The following is a 22,468-nucleotide window of genomic DNA, read 5'->3' on the forward strand; positions in this document are numbered from 1 at the left end:
GCCGCATGCCCCGCGAGGCCCAGCCTTCCAGCGCCGCACCGATCAATGCGGATGACGCGATTGCCGCCCTCGGCAGGGGCGAGGCATCGCTCGTCTGGCGCCGAGTGGTCGCGGATACCGAGACACCCGTTGGCGCAGCTGCCAAGCTGATCGAGGAAGGCCGTGGCGATTTCCTGCTGGAATCGGTCGAGGGTGGCGAGATCCGCGGGCGCTACAGCCTGCTCGGCCTCGCTCCCGATCTCGTCTTCCGCGCCAAGGGCGAGGAAGCGGCGATCAATCGCAACTGGCAGCATGACCGAGACGCATTCGACGCATGCACGGTCGATACGATGGCGGCGCTGCGAGAACTGGTCGCTGAATGTCGGATCGACGTGCCCGAGGGACTTCCACCGGCGCTTGCCTGCCTCGTGGGCTATTTCGGCTACGAAACCATAGGCCTCGTCGAGAAATTGCCGCGCGCGAAGAACGACGGGCTTGGCCTGCCGGACATGCTGTTCGCCCGGCCGACGGTCATCCTCGTTTTCGATGGATTGAAAGAAGAGCTTTTCGCGATCGCGCCGCTTTGGCCTTCCGACGCCGAACCTGCGAAGCAGGTTGATCTGGCCGGCGAACGTATCGACGAGACGCTGCGCGCGCTCGCCCGCTCCGCCCCGCCGCAACAGCGCCTGCCGGTCGCTCCCGACATGGCTCTCGAGCCGCAGATGGATGCGGCCGACTATGCGGGAATGGTCACCCGGGCGAAGAGCTACATCGAGGCGGGCGACATCTTCCAGGTCGTCCTCTCGCAGCGCTTCGAGTGCCCCTTCCCGCTCCCGCCGATCCAGCTTTACCGGGCGCTTCGCAGGGTGAATCCCTCGCCCTTCCTCTATTTCCTCGATCTGCCCGGCTTCGCGGTTGTCGGTTCGAGCCCCGAAATCCTTGTCAGGGTGCGCGATGGCGAAGTCACCATTCGCCCGATCGCCGGCACGCGGCCGCGCGGTGCAACGCCGCAGGCCGACCGCGAGGCGGAGGAAAGCCTGCTCGCCGATCCCAAGGAACGCGCCGAGCACCTGATGCTGCTCGACCTTGGGCGCAACGACGTTGGCCGGGTTGCTGCGAAAGGCACGGTCGAGGTGACCGACAGCTTCACCATCGAACGCTACAGCCACGTCATGCACATCGTCTCCAACGTGGTCGGTCAGCTCGACCCACAGCACGATGCGCTCGAGGCATTGTTCGCAGGATTTCCCGCAGGGACGGTCAGCGGCGCCCCGAAAATCCGCGCCTGCGAGATCATTGCAGAGCTGGAGCAGGATGCGCGTGGTCCCTACGCCGGCGGTGTCGGCTACTTCGCACCGGACGGCTCGGTCGATAGCTGCATCGTCCTGCGCACCGCGGTCGTAAAGGACGGAACCATGCACGTACAGGCAGGCGCCGGCATCGTGGCTGACAGCGATCCCGCCTATGAACAGCGCGAATGCGAGGCCAAGGCAGGCGCCCTGCTGGCTGCCGCGAAAGAGGCTGCGCGCGTGGCAAGCGAGCCGGAGTTCGGCCAGTGAAACGCCTCCTTCTTATCCCACTGCTCGCGTTGACCGCCTGCGACCCCGCGCCCGAAGGCAAGCCGGTCATGCGGACCGAGATCGGGAGCGGCGTCGCGGAGGAACCGGCACTTCCGGCGCGTGAGTCGGCTTGTCGGACTGTCGAGTTCGAAGCGTCGACCTTCACGCATTGCATCGCCGATCCGGCCAAGCACAGCATCACCACCGATCTCGGCCCGGACGACGGTGCACCCTATCGCAGCCTGCCCAACCTGGCCGGAAGCCGCGCCTCCGACGCGCCGCTCGTCGCATTCGCCGTCAATGGCGGAATGTTCGACGGCGAAGGCGATCCGATCGGATACTACGTCGAGAATGGCGAAAGGCTCGAAGAGCTCAACCGCAATGACGGCCCAGGCAATTTCCACCTCAAGCCGAACGGCGTGTTCTTCGGGACCGGTGGCAAATGGCAGGTGCGCACAGCCGACGACTTCTACTCCAACGTCGGCGATCGCCCGGCTTTCGGCACCCAGAGCGGCCCGATGCTGGTGATCGACGGCAAGATCCACCCGGAAATCACCGAAGACGGACCAAGCAAGGCGATCCGCAACGGCGTCGGCATCGATGCCCAGGGCCGCGCGCATTTCGTCAAGTCGGAGGACGCGATCAGCTTCGGCCGCCTCGCCCGTTTTTTCCGCGACGAACTCAAGACACCAAACGCGCTGTTCCTAGACGGCAATATCTCCGCACTTTGGGACCCGGCGAACGACCGCCTCGACAATGGCGCGGCCCTTGGCCCGCTGATCGTGGTCGAAGAGAAGGAATGATCCGAGCATGACCATCCAGTACGAACGCACGCTCTATCCCGAGATCGAGCCCTACGAGACCGGAATGCTCGATGTCGGCGAAGGCCACTCGCTCTATTACGAGCGCGTCGGTACGCCGGGCGCGAAACCTGCCGTCTTCCTGCACGGCGGACCCGGCGGCGGCATGAGCCCGTCGCACCGCCGGCAGTGGGACCCCGACCTCTACGACGTTCTGCTGTTCGACCAGCGCGGTTGCGGCAAATCGCTTCCCTTCGCCGAGATCGAGAACAACGACACCTGGCGCATCGTCGAGGATATCGAGCGGCTGCGCGAAATGTGCGGTCACGATGCATGGCAGGTCTTCGGCGGCAGCTGGGGAGCGACCCTCGCACTGGCCTACGCCCAGAAATATCCCGAGCGCACGACCGAACTCGTCCTGCGCGGCGTCTTCCTCGCTCGCCAGAAGGAGAAGGACTGGCTCTACACCTACGGCGCCAGCGAGATCATGGCCGAGCAGTGGGACGACTTCTCCGGCCACATCCCGGAAGAGGAGCGCGGCAACCTCGTCGAGGCGTACCACACCCGCCTCACCAGCGACGACGAAGCCACCCGCCTCGCTGCTGCGAAAGAATGGTCGCTGTGGGAGGGCAATGTCGCGACGCTGCTGCCCGACGAAAACCTGCTCGACGATTTCGCCGACCCGTCGAAAGCCGTCCCCTTTGCCCGCATCTGCGCGCGCTTCTTCCTCAACGATTTCTACCTCGAGGAAGCGCAGCTTCTGAAGAATGTCGACAAGCTGAAAGGCATTCCCGGCATTATCGTGCAGGGCCGCCACGACATCTGCACCCCGCCGACCTCGGCATGGGCGCTCAAAAAGGCATGGCCCGAAGCGGATCTGTGGATCGTGCATGATGCCGGTCACAGCGCAGGCGAGCCGGGCATCATCGACGGTCTGGTCCGCGCGACCGACAAGCTTGCCGGCAAGACCGCCTGAAACCGAAACTTTCTTGATTGCCCGCGTGATAAGGGCGAAGGCCGCACGGCAATGATCCTCGTCATCGACAATTACGACAGCTTCACCTTCAACCTCGTCCATTATCTGATGGAACTGGGGGCCGAAGTTCGTGTCGAGCGCAACGATGCGATCTCGGCCCGCGAGGCACTGGCGACAGGCGCGAAGGGCTTCCTGATTTCGCCGGGTCCGTGCACGCCGAACGAGGCCGGCATCAGCCTGGATCTGGTTGCTGCCTGTGCCGATGCCGGAGCACCGCTGCTCGGCGTATGCCTCGGGCATCAGTCGATCGGGCAGCATTTCGGAGGACGCGTGGCCCGCGGCGGGCTGATGCATGGCAAGACCTCGCCGGTCGACCATAATGGGACGGGCGTCTTCAAGGGCCTGCCTTCGCCCTTCACCGCCACGCGCTACCACTCGCTCATCGTCGAGGACATTCCCGAGGTGCTGCAGGTCAATGCAACGAGCGAAACGCCCGGTCTCGACGGCACGAGCGTAATGGGCTTCCGCCACCGCGACCTGCCCATCCACGGCGTCCAGTTCCACCCGGAAAGCATCGCGACCGAGCATGGTCACGACCTGCTCGCCAATTTCCTCGCGATCTGCGGCATCGAAGCAAAGGAGCCCGCATGAAGACCCTTCCCCTCGAAGTCCCGCACATGAGCGAGGCAGAGGCCGAGGAGGTTTTCGGCTGGATTCTCGATGGCGAGGCTACGGACGAGGAGATCGCCCGATTCCTCCTCGCGATGACCGAACGCAGCGAGACCTCGGACGAGATCGCTGGCGCGGCTCGCGCGCTGCGGGCACGGCTCATCCCGATCGAAGCGCCCGATAACGCAGTCGATTGCTGCGGCACCGGCGGCGACGGTCACCACACGCTCAATGTTTCGACGGCGGTCAGTCTCGTCGTGGCTGCGACCGGTGTTCCGGTCGCGAAGCACGGCAACCGGGCAGCCTCCTCGAAATCCGGCGCGGCGGACACGCTAGAGGCACTGGGGCTCAACATGGAAGCGGCCGGGCGCACGGCGGAGAAGACGCTCGCCGAACTCGGCATCTGCTTCCTGTTTGCCAAGAACCACCACCCGGCGATGGGCCGCATCCAGCCCATCCGGCAGAAGCTCGGCAAGCGTACGATTTTCAACCTGATGGGGCCGCTTTCCAACCCGGCCGGCGTGAAGCGCCAGCTGATCGGCATCGCGCGCCCGGGCTACGTTCCGATCTATGCGGCGGCCAAGGCCAAGCTCGGGACCGAGCGGACTTTCATTGCGTCGGGCGACGAGGGCCTCGACGAACTCTCGCTGGCAGGCGGCAACGAGCTGGCGGACGTGGTTGGCAACGACTTCGAGATGCGCCGCGTCGATGCATCCATGGCGGGGCTCGACCATGCACCGGTCGAGGCAATCCGCGGCGGCGATGCGCAGCACAATGCGAAAGCGCTGAAGGCGCTGCTCGAAGGGACGCCCGGCCCCTACCGCGACGCGGTCCTGCTCAATGCTGCGGCAACGCTGATGGTGGCCGGCAAGGTCGAAGGCTGGAGCGAAGGCGCAAGCCTCGCAGCCGAGGCACTCGATAGCGGAAAGGCAGCCAAGCTCCTCGCCGACTGGATCGAGATGGCGGCGTGAACAAGCTCGAGGAAATCTGCGCAACCAAGCGCACTGAAGTCGCCGACCGCAAGGGCCGTGCGACAATCGACGATCTCGACCGGATTGCGCTCGAGGCCACTCCTCCGCGCGGTTTTCGCGCCGCTCTCGAAGCCAAGTCGCAGGACGGTTTCGCATTGATCGCGGAGATCAAGAAGGCCTCGCCTTCCAAGGGCCTGATCCGCGCCGACTTCCGCCCGCACCAGCATGCGATGGACTATGAGAAAGGCGGCGCGGCATGCCTCTCGGTTTTGACAGATGCCCCCTATTTCCAGGGCCACGAGGACTACCTCGTCGAAGCGCGAAAGAGCTGCGCCCTGCCCGTCCTGCGCAAGGACTTCATGGTTGATCCCTGGCAGGTCGCCGAAGCACGCGCGCTGGGGGCAGACGCGATCCTCATCATCGTTGCCGCGCTCGATGACGGGCTCATGCAGGAAATCGAAGCCGCTGCTATCGAGCGCGCCATGGACGTTCTCGTAGAAGTGCATGACGAGGGCGAGATGGAACGCGCCGCAGCCCTCAAATCCCGCTTGATCGGGGTAAACAACCGCAATCTCAAGACCTTCGAGACCGACCTTGCGACGACCGAACGCCTTGCGCCGCTTGCGCCGGAAGGTTCACTGCTGGTCGGTGAAAGCGGCATCAACACCCATGCCGATTGCCAGCGGCTCGCGAAAAGCGGGGTGCGCAGTTTCCTCGTCGGCGAAAGCCTCATGCGGCAAGACGATGTGGAAGCAGCGACGCGGGAACTTTTGGGCGGGTGAGCAAGCCGCCGCTCTCCCATATCGATGCGGAAGGCACCGCGCGCATGGTCGATGTCGGAGACAAGCCTGCCACGAAACGCGTGGCCATCGCCGAGGGGCGTATCTCGATGTCATCCGATGCATTGCAAGCTGTCCGGCAAGGCGATGCTCCGAAGGGCGACGTCCTCGGCACGGCCCGCGTTGCGGGGATCATGGCGGCCAAGCGCACCGGCGACCTCATTCCCATGTGTCACCCGCTTGCGCTCGATCATGTCGACGTCGAATTCGCCTTCGCAAGCGATGCGATCTCGGTGCGCGCCACCGCCTCGCTTCGCGGAAAGACCGGCGTGGAGATGGAGGCGCTGACGGCGGCTTCGGTTGCATTGCTCACGATCTACGATATGGCAAAGGCGCTCGATAAGAGCATGGTGATCGAGCAGGTCATGCTCGTCGAAAAGCGCGGCGGAAAATCGGGCCACTGGTCGCGGGAAAATGGCTGAACCGCCGCTGGACCTGGACGAGGCGCAGCGCAGGCTTTTGGCGCTCGTTTCGCCCGGTCCTAGCGAGATCGTCAGTCTGGCAAAGTCGCTCGGGCACTATCTTGCGGCCGCACCGGTTGCCCGCCTTTCCCGCCCCCATGCCAACCTCTCGGCAATGGATGGTTTCGCAACGAGCGGCGACGGTCCTTGGGCAGTCGTAGGCGAAAGCCGCTGCGGGTCTGCATTTGCCGAAGCGCTCTCGGCAGGCCAGGCGGTCCGAATTTCGACTGGAGCAGAGATACCGCTCGGCGCCGATGCGATCGTCATCAAGGAGGAGGCGCAGCTTTCGGGCGATCGACTTTCGGCTACCGAATTGCCCCAGCCCGGCCGCTATATCCGCCGGGCCGGAGAGGATTTTGAGACCGGCGAGGAACTGCTCGATGCAGGTCGACGGATGGGGGCAGCTCAACTATCGCTCTGCAAGGCAGCAGGCGTCGACGAAGTGGCTGTGTTCAAGCCTCCGCGCATCGTCGTCCTGGAATGCGGCGACGAACTGATTGCCGAACCGTCGCGCGCTACCAACGGCGACATGCTGGCGGCGATGTTCTCGGGAGAGCACGCCACTGTAGCTGTCGAGCCACCCCTGCCCGACGATCTCGAGACGATCTCGCGAGCGCTGGCTAGTCACCGCGATGCCGATCTGATCGTGATATCCGGCGGTGCATCGGTCGGCGATCACGACCTAGTGCGACCGGCCCTCGCCGAGATTGGCGCCACGATCGACTTCTGGCGCGTCGCCATGAAGCCCGGGAAACCCCTCATGGTCGCGACACGTGGCTCGCAGCTTATTCTCGGCCTGCCCGGCAATCCGGTCAGCAGCTTCGTGACCGGGTTTCTGTTTGCGCTCCCCGCCGTTCGAGCGATGGCCGGGGCATCCGACCCTTTTCCGAAAGTTACGATGCGACCTTGCGCGACGGCCCTTCCCGCGAACGGCAAGCGACGCCAGTTCCTGCGCGCAAGGACAACCGCCAATGGATCCGTCGAACCGCTGGAGAACCAGGACAGCGCTGCGCTCCATGCTCTCGCCCGAGCAGATTGCCTTATCGACCGGCCATGTGATGCCGGGGAGACCAAAAGCGGAACGCCTGTTCCGGTTTATCCGCTCCAAAATGGCGGAATCGCTTGACCTCACCAAATTGGTTGCTTACTTGTTCCGCATTCGTTCGCATTTTATGAACGACACACGCGGCGACGAGGGAGTACACCGCAATGCTGACGAAAAAGCAGCACGAACTGATCCGCTTCATCCAGGAAAGGTTGGAGGAAACCGGCATTTCCCCCTCATTCGAGGAAATGAAGGAAGCGCTCGATCTGAAGAGCAAGTCCGGCGTCCATCGACTGATCTCGGCTCTGGAAGAGCGCGGTTTCATCAGGCGCTTGCCGAACCGCGCGCGTGCGCTCGAGGTGCTCAAGCTTCCGGAAGATAGCGTCGGCGGGGCGAAGCCTGCTGCCAACGATGTCGTCGCCCGCGCGACCGCCAAGCCAAGCGCTGCTCCCGAGCCTGCAAACGACGTGATCGAAATCCCGCTCCATGGGCGGATCGCAGCCGGCGCCCCGATCGAGGCGTTCGAAGGCCAGTCGAGCCTTCCGGTCCCGGCAGCCCTGCTCGGACCGGGTGAGCACTATGCGCTCGAGGTATCCGGCGACTCGATGATCGAAGCAGGCATCTTCGACGGCGACTTCGCACTTATTCGCCGGACCGATACGGCACGCGACGGCGAAATCGTGGTTGCACTGGTGAACAACGAAGAAGCGACGCTCAAGTATCTCCACAAGGACGGCGGCCTTGTCCGGCTCGATCCGGCTAATGCGAGCTACGAGCCGCAGGTCTATGCACCCGACCAGGTACAGGTGCAGGGCAAGCTGGCGGGTCTGCTGCGCCGCTACCACTGATTGCAGGCTGCGGGCGGGCTAGTCGGCTAGTCGGTCCGCCCGCGCCACCATCCATGCTGCCCCTGCCCTTCGGCAACGGTCCTGAATTCCTCATTCGACAGATCGATCGCCAGGCCGCCCGTTCGATCCAGGAAGTTTCGATCAGCCTTGAGCCACCGCGGCCGACAGCTTCGCGGCAGGTAGCGATCGGCAATCACGATATCACTTCGCTCGCAGGCTGCCGCCAGCGCTCGCTCTTCGATCCGTTCGCGTGAGCGCGCCATCAGGAGCGACCAGTTCCGGCCCTCCCGCTCGATCGCGAGAACACAAAAGTCCCGCGAGCACTGCGCATCAGGCCATTGCGCCAGCGGCACCGGCTCCCCGTCCATGCCGGCCAGTTCGAGCAGATTGTCCTTTGCATAATCGCTCCTGCTTTCACGCAGGACTAGAAGGCGCTCGCCTCCGCTGACTATCCCGACATGGCGCCCATCTCCCGACACCAGCACATCCGGCGTGGGAGAGACGAGAAAAGCGGCCAAACCTATCAGCCAAGGCAAGAAACCCAGTAGCCGCATCCTTGATTGCCAAAGGGCCAGCCAAAGCGATCCCGCCACGAACAGCGCAAAGACGTAGAGCGGCATCTCCGGCATCAGCTTGACCGAACCCGGTTGTTCGGCAGTGAAATGCGCGATCGCCAGCAACAGTTCGAGCGAATTGTCGACGATCCACCATGCCGGCGCGCCGAGGCCGACGAGGTCGAGAGTAAGAGCAACTGCGAGCGCTGGCATCGCCACGAAGGTGACGAGTGGGATCGCGACGACATTCGCGAATGCGCCATAGACTCCCGCCCGATGGAAATGGAACAGGACGATTGGCATCAGCGCAATCTCGATCACCAGCCCTGTCACCAGCAACATGATCGCACGCCGCCCCAGCCTGCTCGCCCAACTTTCTTCTCGGGGGGCAAGGAACGCCTTTACCGGGCCGCTGTTGTGAAGCGCGACGATCGCCAGCACCGCCGCAAAGCTCATCTGGAAACTTGGCCCGACGAGCGCTTCGGGCCATGCGAGCAATACCGCAAATGCTGCAGCTGCGACCATGCGCATCGACAATGGCTCTCGCCCGAGAGCAAGCGCCGCAAGGACCAGCAAGGCTCCGATGCAGCTACGAACGGTCGGAACTTCCGCGCCCGTGAGCAAGGTGTAGCCGATACCCGCCAGCGCTCCGACGCTTGCTGCGACCAACGGCAATCGGACCCTCAACGCAATCCAAGGAAACAGTCCGACCAGCTTGAGCGCCAGCAGATACGCCGCTGCGATCACCGCGCTGACATGAAGACCGCTGATCGAAAGCAAATGGGTCAAGCCAGCATCGCGCATCGCCTCCTCATCGGCCTCGGCAATCGCGCCTCGGTCGCCGCTGGCGAAGGCGGCTGCGATCGCGGCAGGCGATCCGTCGAGCCGCTCGCGAACATGGCTGGAAAGGCCGCGTTGCAACGGTGCGATTCGAGAGCCCGCCTGCCCTTGTTCGATAACCTCCATCTCACCGATCAGCGAGCCGGTGGCGGACAAGCCGTCGAACCAGGCGGTTCGGGCGAAATCGTATCCTCCGGGCAACATGGGCGCGGCAGGCGGCATCAAGCGCGCACGCAGCCTTACCACAGCGCCCTCCGACGCCGCCGGCACATCGCTTTCAAGCGGAATGTTGATCCGAACCTTGCGGGCGATCCCGTAGCTGGCATCGCGATATGCGAGGATCACCCTGACGCGCTCGCGCGCTGGTTGCTCTTCCCGCTCGAGGATGCGTCCTTCGATAGTTTCGACCCGTGGTCGGTCGATAGGCTCGGCCCCGGCGATCTCCGACCGGACCCACACGAGGCTCAGGCCGATAGCGAAGCAAATGCCAAGCCCGCTCGCAGCCAAGCGAAGATTGCTCCGCTCCTCGCGCCCCTTCCAGACTGCATTTGCAGCTACGACCACGAGCAGCGCGGCCCCGATCGCAGCACACCACTGCCACGGACTGTCGAGCAGGAACCAGCTGGCAATTCCGCATGCCAGGGCGACGGTCAGCCACGGCGCCCTGTCGAACCCGTTGGCGCCCAGAAGACGCTCTGCCGCATCGCCAACACTGGACAATCGCGCCCTGCTGCGCCAAGGGCGCTGCACTGCAACATTGCCGTTATCGGGGCCATCCCCCATCGGCACGCCGGGCGCTGAATGCGTCGCCATGCAAGTGATTGAAAAGGAAGCGAGACGTTATGGCAAGCGATAGTGGCGCGGTTGGTTCGAAAGTTGTCACGCGCTTCGCTCCTTCGCCGACCGGCTACCTGCATCTCGGGGGCGCTCGTACCGCCCTGTTCAACTGGCTTTTTGCCCGGCACCACGGCGGCAAGGCGCTGCTCCGCATCGAAGATACCGACCGCAAGCGCTCGACCCAGGATGCAATCGACAAGATTCTCGAAGGACTCGACTGGCTGGGCCTCGAATATGACGAGGCGCCCGTGTTCCAGTCGCAGCGCGCAGATCGCCACCGCGAAGTCGCGCTGAAGCTGTTAGAAGCCGGTCACGCCTACAAGTGTTTCGCCACGCCTGAAGAGCTCGAAGCAATGCGCGCCGAGCAGCGCGCCAACAAGCAGCCGCAGCGCTACGACGGCCGCTGGCGCGATCGCGACGCTTCGGAAGCTCCCGAAGGCGCGCCCTATGTCGTGCGCCTGAAAACGCCGACCGAGGGCGACACCGTCATCGAGGATGCCGTGCAGGGCAAGGTGCGCGTGGCCAATGTCGAGATCGACGACTATGTCCTGCTTCGCGCTGACGGCACGCCGACCTACATGCTCGCGGTGGTGGTCGATGACCACGACATGGGCTGCACCCACATCATCCGCGGCGACGACCATCTGAACAATGCTTTCCGCCAGTTGCCGATCATCAAGGCGATGGACGAGATCGAGGGTGGCTGGCCGATGCCGGTCTACGCCCATGTCCCGCTGATCCACGGTGCCGATGGCGCGAAACTTTCCAAGCGCCACGGCGCGGTCGGCGTAGAAGCCTATCGCGATGAGCTCGGCGTGCTTCCGGAAGCGCTCTTCAACTACCTCTTGCGCCTTGGCTGGGGCCACGGGGACAAGGAAGAGTTCACCAAGCAGGAAGCGATCGAGCTGTTCGAACTCGACGGAGTCGGCAAAAGCGCCGCTCGCTTCGACCTGAAAAAGCTCCTCAACCTCAACGGCCACCACATTCGCGAAGCCGATGATGCCCGCCTGGCGAAGCTGGTCGCGCAAGAGCTCGGCCCGAATGCCGACGAAGCGATCCTGACCGAGGCCATGCCGGTCCTGAAAGTTCGTGCGAAAGACATCCACGAACTTGCTGAATGTGCAGCCTTTTTGTTCAAGAAGCGCCCGCTCGAAATGACCGAGAAGGCAGCCGGCCTGCTCGATGACGACGGTCGCCAGCGCTTGAAGGCGATCCACGGGCGCCTCTCGGCGGAAAATGACTGGACAATAGAGGCACTCGAAGCCACTACGAAGTCGCTCGCCGAAGAGCTCGAACTGGGCCTCGGCAAACTGGCGCAGCCCATGCGAGCGGCGCTGACGGGGACCACCACGTCCCCGGGAATTTTCGACGTACTGGTCCTGCTCGGACGAGAGGAAGCCCTCGCGCGGATCGAAGCGCAGGCTGCCTGAGCAGGCAAGAAAGACAAACGCAGGAGACTGACATTGGCTGACAAGCAGGCGAAACTCGAAATCGGCGGCCAGAATTACGAATTCCCGGTGCTGGAAGGCAGCTGCGGCCCCGACGTCGTCGACATCCGCAAGCTCTACGGCCAGACCGGTCACTTCACCTTCGATCCCGGCTACAAGTCGACCGCGAGCTGCGAGAGCGCCCTCACCTATATCGACGGTGACGAAGGCGTCCTGCTGCACCGCGGCTATCCGATCGGCCAGCTGGCCGAGGATTCCTCCTTCATGGAAGTCAGCTACCTGCTGCTGAACGGCGAACTGCCGAACCGTGAAGAGCTCGACGACTTCACCTACACGATCACGCGGCACACCATGCTGCACGACCAGCTTCGCCAGTTCTACCAGGGTTTCCGCCGCGACGCGCACCCGATGGCGATCATGTGCGGCGTCGTCGGCGCGCTGTCGGCCTTCTACCACGACAGCACCGACATTTCGGACCCCGAGCATCGCAAGATCTCGAGCCACCGCCTGATCGCGAAGATGCCGACCATCGCCGCGATGGCGTACAAGTATTCCATCGGCCAGCCCTTCATGCAGCCGAAGAACGAGCTGTCCTACACCGGCAACTTCCTGCGCATGACCTTCGGCGTTCCGGCCGAGGAATATGAGATCCACCCCGCCGTCGAGCGTGCGATGGACCGCATCTTCATCCTCCACGCCGACCACGAACAGAACGCTTCGACCTCGACCGTGCGTCTTGCCGGTTCGTCGGGCGCGAACCCGTTCGCCTGCATCGCGGCCGGCATCGCCTGCCTCTGGGGCCCGGCGCATGGCGGCGCGAACGAAGCAGCGCTCAACATGCTTCATGAGATCGGTACGCCGGACAAGATCCCGCACTACATCGAGCGTGCGAAGGACAAGAACGACCCGTTCCGCCTGATGGGCTTCGGTCACCGCGTCTACAAGAACTACGACCCGCGTGCGACGGTCATGCAGAAGACCGTGCGCGAGGTGTTCGAGGCGCTGAACGTCAAGGACCCGGTGTTCGAAACCGCCCTGCAGCTCGAAGAAATCGCTCTCAACGACGATTACTTCAAGGAAAAGAAGCTTTTCCCGAACGTCGACTTCTACTCGGGCATCATCCTTTCGGCGATCGGTTTCCCGACGACCATGTTCACCGCGCTCTTCGCCCTCGCCCGTACCGTGGGCTGGGTTGCGCAGTGGAACGAGATGATTTCCGATCCCGGCCAGGTCATCGGTCGTCCGCGCCAGCTTTACACCGGCCCGACGCAGCGCGACTACGTCCCGGTCGACAAGCGCTGAGCAGCGCCGGGGCGGCTCAGTCCGCTATCGGCAGATCGAGTATGAAGCGCGCCCCTTCACCGGGCGCGCTTTTTACTGTCAGCTCTCCGCCCATCGCGCGTGCGATGCGGCGCGAAATATAGAGGCCGAGGCCCGAGCCCCCGTCTCCCTTGCGGCCCAGGCGTTCGAACTTCTCGAAGACGCGCGCCTGTTCTTCCTCGTCGAGCCCCGGCCCCTCGTCGGCAACGATGATGCGCGAGCGGCTCTTGAGCCGCTTGGTCGAAACAGTGACCGTCGTGCCCTCCGCCGAGTAGCGGATCGCGTTTCCGAGAAGGTTAAGGAGGATCTGAAGCACGCGGCGGAATTCCGCGGTCGCCGGGACAGGCTCCTCGGCAGGTGCCGCAATCGCGATGCCGTTTTCCTTTGCGCGGACCGACAGGATGCCGATTGCACGCCGGGCAACGTCGCCGAGTTCGACGATGTCCGGAGCGGTCGAGAAGTCGTCTGCCTCTATTACCTCCAGGTCGGCGAGGTCGTCCAGCAGCGAAAGCAGGTGCTGCCCGGCTGTCGCGATGTCCGCTGCATAAGCGCTGTAGTCGTCGGCGATCGGCCCGGCCATCTTGGTCCGGATCGTCTCGGCGTTGGCAATGATCCGGGCAATGGGCTTGCGCAGCACCGGCGCAAGGTCCCGGCCGATCGAGCGCGAAACACCGCCAGCAGCATCGCTCGACGAAACCCGCTCGGGTGCGAGGATGCGGTCGGGGACGAGATAGAGTTCGAAGCCTTGCTGCGCGGAGCCGACAGGGTGCAGGTGCACCGCCCATTCGCGCTCCGATCCCTCGATCGTGCAGCTGGTTCCGTCGAGCAGTCGCCAATGCATCGGCTGCTTGAGCGCGAGGCCGGAAAGCGAAACGAAATCGGTCCAGGGCCGTCCGGCACCCGCCCGCATGGCCTGGACTGCTTCGGCGAGGTCGTTGGCCTCGCTTTCGACCACGAGCAGCCGCTGCTCGGCATCGAGACGGGCGTAGAGCTCGGCAACGCTGCGATCGACATCGAGCCGCCGTTGTTCCTCTGCCTCGCCTTCGGGTTCGACGAAGGGTTCGGCCTTCCAGTCGGTTATCCCAAGCAGGCAGCCGCTTCCTGATTTGCTGTCGGGCACGATTTCCGCCTTGGCCGTGATCGTCTCATCGCCGTCGAATGCCGAGAAGGCACGCGAAACCGTCACCCCCTTGTCGATGCACTGCAGAACCGCTTCGCGCAGTTCCGGGATCGCAAGCGGCCCTGGCAATTCACCGCCGCACCGCAGCTGCAGCGTGGCGAGCGGGTCCTGCGCTTCGAGCAGGACCGCTTCGCCATCGACGCGCGCACGGGCGAGAAACTGGCCGGATAGCTTGGCCATTGTTACGCCGCTCCCACGTTGCCGGAAGCGGAAAGGAGCTGGCCGGCCCGGTCAGAGCGCAACGCATCGAACCCTTCCGGCAATGTCGTCTCCGGGTGAAGATGGAGGAACACCTCCTCGATCTGTGCAGTCGAGAGACCGGCAGCGCGCAGGGAAAGGGCCAGTCGGCCCATCTGCTGCTCGCTCGTCGCCAGCATGGCGACCTGGCGCGACTGCCCGGTCGCAGCAGCAAGTGCCGTGGCAAATAGAGAAATGCCCGCCGAACCGATGCTCAGGGCCTTCGAGCGGTCCTTGCCAAGCAGTTCGATCAGCCGGGAAAGCAGGCCGATACGCGCAGTCGCTTCGTTGAAATTGCTGCGCAGCTTCATCTCGGCCTTGACCGCATGATCGGCCTCTTCGGCACCGACGAACTCGCGCCAGACCTTGATGGCCGCGTCGAAAACCGGCCCGGGCAGCTCTTCCAGCGGCAGTTCCATGCGTTGCTGCTGCTGCATGAAGCGTGCTTGCCCGGCGAGAGCGGCCATGGCGAGCTGCGCGGTCTTCTCCTCCTTCGAGGCAATGAGCGACTGGAGAAGCGAAGGAAGAACGGGATCGACGGAATTGCGCTGCTGCAGCCGCTTCGCCGTCTGGCATTCGATGATCTGGGCATGACAGTGGAGCAGGAAGGCAGGCTCTGCCAGGAGCGCGGCGGCAAGCCCTTCAGACCCCGCCCGGGCAAAGCCATGCGGATCATCGGCCCCGGCGGCAATCGCCTGTGCTTCCAGCAGCTTGGTCGCCACGAATGTCGCACAGCCACGCAGCGTTGCTACCACCTGATCGTTGAAGAGCGCATTGGCAGGGGTCGCGACGAGATGGCCGAGAATGGGCGCAAGCGAACCGAGCACGGCATCGCCATGCGCGAGCTCGTCACACAGGATCGTTTCGACCGGGCTGGCAGGTTGCGCGCTCATTCACTCCTCGTACCCACACGTCATAGCGCTGCATGGTTAAGCGCGCGTTAGCTTCGAACGATAGGAAAGAAATAGTCCGACGAGCAGGAAGAGCGCCCCAAGCGCCTGAACAATCGGGAGATATGCCGTGGTTGCAAGTGCGGCGAGCATGATTGCGGATACTACCCCGCGATCGCCGAGCACGGGCACAGGCTGGCGGGTGTTGATTGCATCAGACAGGTTCAGCCCGAGCACGAGGACGATGGCCGCGAAAACCAGTTCGCGCTCCAGCCCGATCGCACCCGCTGCGACAACGCATCCCGCGAGCGAGAAATCCGCAAGAATGCGCCGCACGCCCTTGAAAACAAACGATGCTCTCGTTTCCCCGCCCGACGCCGTCGCACGGTCGAGCAGGTCCGAACCGGCGACGATAACAAGCCCGACGATGAGGAGCGCAAAGCCGGCCCAGGCATAGCTCGTTGCCGCAACGAAGGGCGCACCGAACAAAGCCAGCAGGCCGACGATGGTCGCTCCGCCCACGACGGTCCGCGATGCACCGCGACGCGCAAATTCGAGGCCGATCCTTTCACCGACGGCTTTTACCGGCCACAGCCAATGCCGTGGGGAAAGCAGCGAATTCAGCCGAGCTTGTCGGATTTCAGCAGCTTCCGCGGAGGTCCTGACGAGTTTCCAGTTGCCGGAAACCAGCTCGTCCTCCGACAGGCGGAGCGATTTGACATCGGCCTGAAGCGCTATCCGCAACAGCGCCGAGAGAATGTCGATATCGTCGGGAAGGTCCTGCAATCGCTCGAAAACCGTGCCCCGCACAGCGAGAGCGCCGCCCCACGCGCGTGTCAGGTCGATCCGCTCGAAACCGCGCTGGATCGCAGGCTCGGCGTCGAAACCGGCGACGAACTGTCCCTTGGCAAGAGCACTGGCGAGAAGCTCTGTGTCCGGCATCAGCCCCTCTGCAAGCACGACAACCCGGTCATCTGCTCGCACCAGGCGGGAAAGGTCGTTGGCCGAACGAGCCGTCTGGAAGGTCACACCGGCCTTCTCCGCGATGTGCTGCGCCTCAAGCAGAGCACCGCGCGGCATGTCGGCGAGGCAAATGATCCGTTCGCATCCGATCTCAACCGCTTGGCGCACCTGGTGCGCAACAAGGCTGTCCGCCCCGATACGCATATCGGCGATGAATTCGGATGGCTCACCCGTGGTGGCTCGTGCGGAAAGAAGGGCTGTCAGCATCGGCAGGCTAGTAACATTCGCGCGCAGTTATGCGCAGCGTGCCAGCCTTGCCAAGAAGAACCGTGCGGCTAGCCCGATTCCTCAACAAATTCGCGGTGAAACGTTTCGATCTTGCGGATGACCGTCGGCTCGCCGGGCGCAGAGGTCAGTGCCTCTTCGGCCAGTTCGATCAACCCGTCGGCGTTGAAACCGGCCGCTACCCCCTTGAGGCGCTGGGCGGCCATTTCCCAGTTCGCATCACAGCGCGAACGGCGCAGCAAGTCGAGCTGGCGCTCGACGCTTTCGGCGAAGACATCGCGGAGCTCGCGCATCAGCGCGGGATCATCGCCCGCCGCCGCCGCAAATGTTGAGTCCAGATTGCCACACTCGAATGCCATTCGTCGCGCAATAAGCCCGTTTGGTTAAGGCAGGGTTTAACCCGTTCCAAAGTGTGATATTCTGTTGAAATGACCGGGGGATCGAACATCAGGGCCATTGGGCCGGACGCACCTGCCGAAGCCGAAGTTTCGGAAGGGCCGATCGAGGAAACCACGCTCGAAACGAGCGAAGAGGACATTTACGAGGAATGGGAGGAGGAAGTTTATTCCGGTCCTTCCAAACTTCGATTTGTCGCCCCGACCCTCGCGGTATTGCTCGCTGCGGGCTGGACCGGCTTCTTCGGTTGGGCTTACCGCACCGAAATCATGTCCCAGCCCGATCCTCAAGGATGGGTGAGCCTGATCGCTGCGTGGTCGATGCCGGTAGCGCTGATCGTCGGCCTATGGCTGCTGGCAATGCGTAACAGCCGCCGCGAAGCCATCCGCTTCGGCGAAGTGGCAGCCACCCTTTCCGACAAGTCCGCCGAGCTCGAACAGCGCCTGTCGGTCGTGAACCGCGAGTTGAGCCTGGCGCGCGAATTCCTGGCTGCGCAATCGCGCGAGCTTGAATCGCTCGGCCGTGTCGCAAGCGAGCGCCTCTCCGAAAATGCAGATCGCCTCCAGGCACTGGTCGTCCAGAACGGCGAGCAGGTCGACGCCATCGCCAATGTCAGCACCACCGCGCTCGACAATATGAACCGCCTGCGGGACGACCTGCCGGTCATCGCCAACAGTGCCCGCGACGTATCCAACCAGATCGGCTCGGCGGGACGCACCGCACATGGCCAGATTGCCGAGCTGGTGTCCGGCTTCGAGCGGTTGAACGAATTCGGCAAGGCGAGCGAGCAGCAGGTCGAGACCATTCGCGCACGTATCGAGGCTGCTCTCGGAACATTCGAGACGCAGACGGCCGAGATGGAAGAACTGGCCGAAGCGCGCTTCGGTGCGCTGCGCGAACAGAGCGAGCAATTCCGCACCGAACTCGATGGGCGCGAGGTCGAGGCGCTGGCGGCAATGCGTCGCCGTGCCGACGCGCTGGCAGAGGAATTCGCCAAGACCCGCTCCGCCCTCGAGGACGAGGAGGAAGAAGCGCTGCGCTCGCTGCGTGCCCGCCTCATGGCAATGCGCGAGGAAGCGCAGACCGTCAGTTCCTCGGTTTCGGGTGCAGAGGAAACCGCGCTTGCCGCATGGAAGGGCCGCGTCGAGCAGCTCGACGGGCAGCTTCGCGAAGCTATCGCGGAAATCCAGCGCATCGACCAGGCTGCGCTCGAATCCGCCAATCGCAAGCTCGATGCGCTTCGCGAGGAAGCCGAGGCGGTCGACGACAACATCGCCCAGCGCGACCGCAAGCTGCTGGCGACCATCCTGCAGCGCCACCAGCTGATTGCCGACCGCGAAAAGCAGGCGATCGAGCAGATGACCGAGCAGCTCGACCAGTTCGATGCCGCGCTCGAAGAGAAACGCGCTGCGCAGCTCGCTCATGCCGAAGAGATCGCGGAGCGCGGCGATGCGGTTGCCGAGCGGATCGAGCACCTTCGCACGACCCTCGCCGAAATGGCGGAAAGCGGCAGTGCGACGCAGCAGTCGCTCGCCGAGAATACCGACGCCATCGTTGCCAAACTGACCGAGGGCCGCTCGGTAATGGAAGGCATCGACGCTTCGGTGGCGCAGCTGACCGAAGCGAGCGTGCGCCTCCTCGAGCTGATCCAGGCCAGCTCCGAGCATACGAGCAAGGCCCTGCCCGCTACCCTGACCGATGCCGAGACGCGCCTGACTGCCGCAAAGGAACATGCCAACGAACTGCGCGCCGTGATTGGCGAAGCCGGCATGAAAAGCGAGGACCTCTCGAGCTACGTCATCACCGCGCGCGATACCAACCGCGCGGCGATCCACGATCTCGACGGCTTGTCGCATCGCCTCGGCGAATCCTTCGACGAGCATGACAAGCGAATTGCCGCCCTACGCGAGAACCTCGAAAGTTTTGCGGGTAGGAGCGACGAACTGGGCGAACAGGCCCGCTCGGCACTCCAGAAAGCTGTTGAAGCGCTTGAAGAAGCCGTCGCGGCCACGCCGGACAAGCTGGAAACGCTCATGGGCGAGCGTATCGAGCGCATCACCGAAAGCGTCGGCTCAACCACCGCGGATGCCGTTGAAAAAGCGCTGCAGGAGAGCGTCACCAGTTCCCTCGTCGAACTGGAAGCTGCGACCGACCGGGCTACCGGCGCCGGTCGCGAGGTGACCGTCCAGCTGCGCGACCAGCTGGCCAAGGTCAACGAACTTGCCGGCAACCTCGAGACCCGCGTCGCTAGGGCCCGCGAGATGGCGGAGGAAGAGGTCGGCAACGACTTCGCCCGCCGCGTTGCGCTCATTACCGAGGCGCTCAATTCCAACTCGATCGACATCGCGAAATCGCTGTCGGAGGATGTCAGCGACACCGCCTGGGCAAGCTACCTGCGCGGCGACCGCGGCATTTTCACCCGTCGTGCCGTCCGCCTGCTCGACAACAGCGAGGCACGCGAGATCGCGGAAATCTACGATACCGACCCGGACTTCCGCGAAAACGTCAGCCGCTACATCCACGACTTCGAAGCGATGCTGCGCACCATGCTGTCGACCCGAGACGGCAATGCGCTCGGCGTGACGCTACTGAGTTCGGACATGGGCAAGCTGTACGTTGCCCTTGCCCAGGCGATCGAGCGGCTGCGCGATTAATCGAGAAATAGCGGACCGAGGAAATTGAGGTCCTCGACCCCGATCCAACCGAAAGTGTAATTCGCGATGTAGAGCGCGGTCAGCACCGCAGCGATCACGCTTGCGCGAAAGACGAGCACCCTTGGCCTGAAATTGGCTGGAGCACTGTCGGCCTGGCCAGGCACTTTCGGCACGCCCGCCTCGTCATGCGTTTTCACGCCGAACGGCAACATGACGAATGCCGTCATCACCCAGACGAGCGCGTAGATCGCGAGGATGGAGGTCCACTGCATGGGGCTATCCTACCAGCATGACGCGGACTTGAGGACGCTTTCCGCTCCAGCGCTGTGCAGCACGGCGGGTGGCGAGACGAGCCGCTTCGGCAATCGCACCGGGCTCGCTGCGCATCGCGCCCTTGAGCTTGCCGATCGCCTCGGAAATGTCTTCCTTGGTTTCTGCGATGAAATCGGCTTCGTCTTCGTCGAGCGGCAGGCCGAGCAGGTCGATGTGAGCCTCAAGGTCGCGGGTCAGCGCGACGAAGATCGCGCCATTGTAGGCAATCCGGCGCCGCATCGCGACCGCTTCCCCGTCGGCCGGCACGATGATGTCGCCATCGAGGACAAGGCGCCCTGCCCTCACCTCGGCCAGCTTTTCAGGCTTGCCCGGCGCGAGGCGGACGATGTCGCCGTTCTTCTGCACGACGGTATGCTCGATGCCGTTGGCGCGGCCGAGGCGAGCCTGTTCCTGCATGTGCCGCATCTCGCCATGCACCGGCACGAGAACCTCGGGACGGATCCAACCGTAAAGCGCCTCTAGCTCAGGCCGTCCCGGGTGGCCGGAAACGTGGATTTCGCTCTGGCGGTCGGTCACCATGACGATACCGCGCTCGGCGAGCTGGTTCTGCACCTTGCCTATAGAAATCTCGTTGCCGGGTATCTGGCGGCTTGAGAAGAGCACGACATCACCGGACACCAGTTCCAGCGGATGGTTCTCTTCCGCAATGCGCGAGAGGGCCGCACGCGGCTCCCCCTGCCCGCCGGTGGCGATGATCAGCACCTCGCCGCGCGGAAGGCGCATGGCGGTATCGAAATCGACCGTTTCCGGGAAATCGAGCAAATAGCCGTTCGCTTGCGAGACATCGATGATGCGATCGAGCGAGCGACCGGCCACGCAGATCTGCCGTCCAGTCTCCCGCGCGACTTCGCCCAGCGTATGCAGGCGCGCGACGTTGGAGGCGAAAGTCGTGACCAGCACGCGGCGCCCACTGTGCTTTGCGACCTCCTCCATCAGCCCCTTGAACACCGCGCCTTCGGATCCGCTGGGGTTGGGATTGAAGACGTTGGTCGAATCGCACACCAGCGCCGTGATGCCCTCGTCGCCGAGCGCGGTCAGTTCCTCTTCGGTGGTAGGCTCGCCGATGATGGGATCTTCGTCGAGCTTCCAGTCGCCGGTGTGGAAGATGCGCCCGTGTGCGGTCTCGATCAGCAGGGCGTTTCCTTCCGCGATCGAATGGGCGAGCGGGACGTACTGGACCGAGAACGGCCCGAGCTCGAACTGCTCGAGATCGTCGACTTCATGCAGTTCGACCTCGTTGGTCAGTCCGGCTTCCTCCAGCTTGCGACGAACCAGCTCTGCGGTGAACGGCGTCGCGTAGAGCGGCACACCGAGGTCGGCGGCGAAATACGGCACCGCGCCGATATGGTCCTCATGCCCATGCGTCAGCACGATGCCGACGAGGTCTTTCAGACGGTCCTCGATAAATTCGAGGTCGGCAAATACGAGATCGATCCCCGGGTACTCGTTGCCCGAGAACGTCATGCCGAGATCGACCATCAGCCATTTCCCGTCCGCCCCGTAGAGGTTGACGTTCATGCCGATTTCGCCCGACCCGCCAAGGGCCAGGAAGAGCAGTTCCTTCTCGGGCGTGAAATTGCGTTTCATATTTCGTCTTTATTGTGCGGCCCGCTCCGCGAGGATTGCGAGCCCTTCGAGGGTAAGATCGGAATCGACAGCGTCGAACATGTCCGTGTGCTTGTCGAACAGGATGGCGAGGCCGCCGGTCGCGATGACCTTGGCCGGGCGACCGATCTCGGCGCGCATGCGCTCGATCAGCCCTTCCATCATCGCGACATAGCCCCAGAAGACGCCGATCAGCATCTGGTCTTCGGTGTTGGTTCCGATGACGCTGTCGCTTTCCGGCGACTTGATGGCAATGCGCGGCAGCTTGGCGGTGTTCCCGACGAGTGCGTCGAGCGAGAGGTTGATGCCCGGAGCGATGATGCCGCCCTTGTAAGCACCGTTGAAATCGACCGCGTCGAAAGTGGTCGCGGTGCCGAAGTCGATGACGATCAAGTCGCCGTCATATTTGGCATGCGCGGCGATGGCGTTGAGTGCGCGGTCGGCGCCGAGCGAGCGCGGCTCGTCGACATCGACCGAAATGCCCCAGTCCGCGTCGGCCTGCCCGGCGATCATCGGCGTGACGCCGAAATACTTCTCGCTCAGGACGGTCAGATTGTGGATCGCGCGCGGGACGACCGAACCGACGATGATGTTGGTGATCTCCTTGCGATCCACGCCCTCGATCTGGAGCAGCTGGAGGAGCCACACGGCATATTCATCGCCCGTCCTGCGCGGATCGGTCGCGATGCGCCAGCGCGCCTTGATCTCCCGCCCGTCGAACAGGGCGAAGACCACATTGGTGTTTCCGACATCGGCAGCAAGCAGCATGACAGCCTTCT

General features: G+C 63.8%; 20 protein-coding genes. 12 read left to right on the top strand and 8 right to left on the bottom strand.

Annotated elements, in window-relative coordinates; genetic code table 11:
• Positions 1–5 precede the first annotated feature (5 nt).
• The 9 genes from trpE (at position 6) to lexA (ending at position 8,147) form a co-directional block, all read left to right on the top strand.
• Entirely contained in the window at positions 6–1,538 is a 1,533-nt protein-coding gene (trpE, locus tag EO245_RS09425) for an anthranilate synthase component I (protein WP_128892682.1), read from the top strand.
• The gene (locus EO245_RS09430) at positions 1,535–2,341 is read left to right on the top strand and encodes a phosphodiester glycosidase family protein (protein ID WP_234026868.1); all 807 of its coding nucleotides are present in this window, start codon (positions 1,535–1,537) and stop codon (positions 2,339–2,341) included. The genes trpE and EO245_RS09430 overlap by 4 nt, the downstream gene beginning before the upstream one ends.
• A gap of 7 nt (positions 2,342–2,348) precedes the next feature.
• Positions 2,349–3,314 carry a prolyl aminopeptidase gene (pip, locus tag EO245_RS09435; protein ID WP_128892683.1) on the top strand — a complete coding sequence of 322 codons (966 nt, stop codon included), beginning with the start codon at positions 2,349–2,351 and terminating at the stop codon, positions 3,312–3,314.
• A 51-nt stretch (positions 3,315–3,365) separates the two neighbouring features.
• On the top strand, positions 3,366–3,965 hold the full coding sequence (locus EO245_RS09440) for an aminodeoxychorismate/anthranilate synthase component II (protein ID WP_128892684.1): 600 nt from the start codon (positions 3,366–3,368) through the stop codon (positions 3,963–3,965).
• A complete protein-coding gene (gene trpD, locus EO245_RS09445) occupies positions 3,962–4,954 on the top strand; it encodes an anthranilate phosphoribosyltransferase (protein ID WP_128892685.1) in 993 nt (330 codons plus the stop codon). Before EO245_RS09440 ends, trpD begins: the two co-directional genes overlap by 4 nt.
• Positions 4,951–5,736, top strand: coding sequence for an indole-3-glycerol phosphate synthase TrpC (gene trpC, locus EO245_RS09450; RefSeq protein ID WP_128892686.1), 786 nt, complete (start codon positions 4,951–4,953; stop codon positions 5,734–5,736). Before trpD ends, trpC begins: the two co-directional genes overlap by 4 nt.
• Positions 5,733–6,215 carry a cyclic pyranopterin monophosphate synthase MoaC gene (gene moaC / locus EO245_RS09455; protein WP_128892687.1) on the top strand — a complete coding sequence of 161 codons (483 nt, stop codon included), beginning with the start codon at positions 5,733–5,735 and terminating at the stop codon, positions 6,213–6,215. The genes trpC and moaC overlap by 4 nt, the downstream gene beginning before the upstream one ends.
• Complete coding sequence (locus EO245_RS09460) at positions 6,208–7,380, top strand: molybdopterin molybdotransferase MoeA (protein ID WP_128892688.1); 1,173 nt, start codon at positions 6,208–6,210, stop codon at positions 7,378–7,380. The genes moaC and EO245_RS09460 overlap by 8 nt, the downstream gene beginning before the upstream one ends.
• Positions 7,381–7,463: 83 nt before the next feature.
• Positions 7,464–8,147, top strand: a complete 684-nt coding sequence (gene lexA, locus EO245_RS09465) for a transcriptional repressor LexA (protein WP_128892689.1) — start codon at positions 7,464–7,466, stop codon at positions 8,145–8,147.
• A gap of 26 nt (positions 8,148–8,173) precedes the next feature.
• On the opposite strand, the gene EO245_RS09470 is transcribed toward lexA, so the two are convergent.
• Entirely contained in the window at positions 8,174–10,354 is a 2,181-nt protein-coding gene (locus tag EO245_RS09470) for a ComEC/Rec2 family competence protein (RefSeq protein WP_128892690.1), read from the bottom strand.
• Positions 10,355–10,383: 29 nt separating this feature from the next.
• On the opposite strand from EO245_RS09470, the gene gltX reads away from it, so the two are divergent.
• A complete protein-coding gene (gene gltX, locus EO245_RS09475) occupies positions 10,384–11,808 on the top strand; it encodes a glutamate--tRNA ligase (protein ID WP_128892691.1) in 1,425 nt (474 codons plus the stop codon).
• Positions 11,809–11,841: 33 nt separating this feature from the next.
• Positions 11,842–13,128 (top strand): citrate synthase, encoded by a 1,287-nt coding sequence (locus tag EO245_RS09480; protein ID WP_128892692.1) that lies wholly within the window; start codon positions 11,842–11,844, stop codon positions 13,126–13,128.
• 16 nt (positions 13,129–13,144) lie between these two features.
• Here EO245_RS09480 and EO245_RS09485 read toward each other — a convergent pair whose 3' ends face one another.
• The 4 genes from EO245_RS09485 to EO245_RS09500 form a co-directional block, all read right to left on the bottom strand.
• Positions 13,145–14,506 carry a sensor histidine kinase KdpD gene (locus EO245_RS09485; protein ID WP_128892693.1) on the bottom strand — a complete coding sequence of 454 codons (1,362 nt, stop codon included), beginning with the start codon at positions 14,504–14,506 and terminating at the stop codon, positions 13,145–13,147.
• A gap of 2 nt (positions 14,507–14,508) precedes the next feature.
• Positions 14,509–15,456, bottom strand: a complete 948-nt coding sequence (locus EO245_RS09490) for a hypothetical protein (RefSeq protein WP_128892694.1) — start codon at positions 15,454–15,456, stop codon at positions 14,509–14,511.
• 36 nt (positions 15,457–15,492) lie between these two features.
• Positions 15,493–16,683, bottom strand: a complete 1,191-nt coding sequence (locus tag EO245_RS09495; RefSeq protein ID WP_128892695.1) for a hypothetical protein — start codon at positions 16,681–16,683, stop codon at positions 15,493–15,495.
• Positions 16,684–16,751: 68 nt separating this feature from the next.
• Complete coding sequence (locus tag EO245_RS09500; RefSeq protein WP_370246153.1) at positions 16,752–16,994, bottom strand: Hpt domain-containing protein; 243 nt, start codon at positions 16,992–16,994, stop codon at positions 16,752–16,754.
• Between the two features lie 135 nt (positions 16,995–17,129).
• On the opposite strand from EO245_RS09500, the gene EO245_RS09505 reads away from it, so the two are divergent.
• Entirely contained in the window at positions 17,130–19,751 is a 2,622-nt protein-coding gene (locus EO245_RS09505; RefSeq protein WP_128892697.1) for an ATPase, read from the top strand.
• On the opposite strand, the gene EO245_RS09510 is transcribed toward EO245_RS09505, so the two are convergent.
• The 3 genes from EO245_RS09510 to EO245_RS09520 are packed head-to-tail and all read right to left on the bottom strand — an operon-like array spanning position 19,748 to position 22,457.
• Positions 19,748–20,023, bottom strand: a complete 276-nt coding sequence (locus tag EO245_RS09510; RefSeq protein WP_128892698.1) for a DUF1467 family protein — start codon at positions 20,021–20,023, stop codon at positions 19,748–19,750. The genes EO245_RS09505 and EO245_RS09510 overlap by 4 nt on opposite strands.
• A gap of 4 nt (positions 20,024–20,027) precedes the next feature.
• On the bottom strand, positions 20,028–21,671 hold the full coding sequence (locus tag EO245_RS09515) for a ribonuclease J (protein WP_128892699.1): 1,644 nt from the start codon (positions 21,669–21,671) through the stop codon (positions 20,028–20,030).
• Between the two features lie 9 nt (positions 21,672–21,680).
• A complete protein-coding gene (locus EO245_RS09520) occupies positions 21,681–22,457 on the bottom strand; it encodes a type III pantothenate kinase (protein WP_128892700.1) in 777 nt (258 codons plus the stop codon).
• Positions 22,458–22,468 lie beyond the last annotated feature (11 nt).

The sequence above is a fragment of the Erythrobacter sp. HKB08 genome, from assembly GCF_004114695.1.
In the GTDB taxonomy this organism is placed as follows: domain Bacteria; phylum Pseudomonadota; class Alphaproteobacteria; order Sphingomonadales; family Sphingomonadaceae; genus Parerythrobacter_A.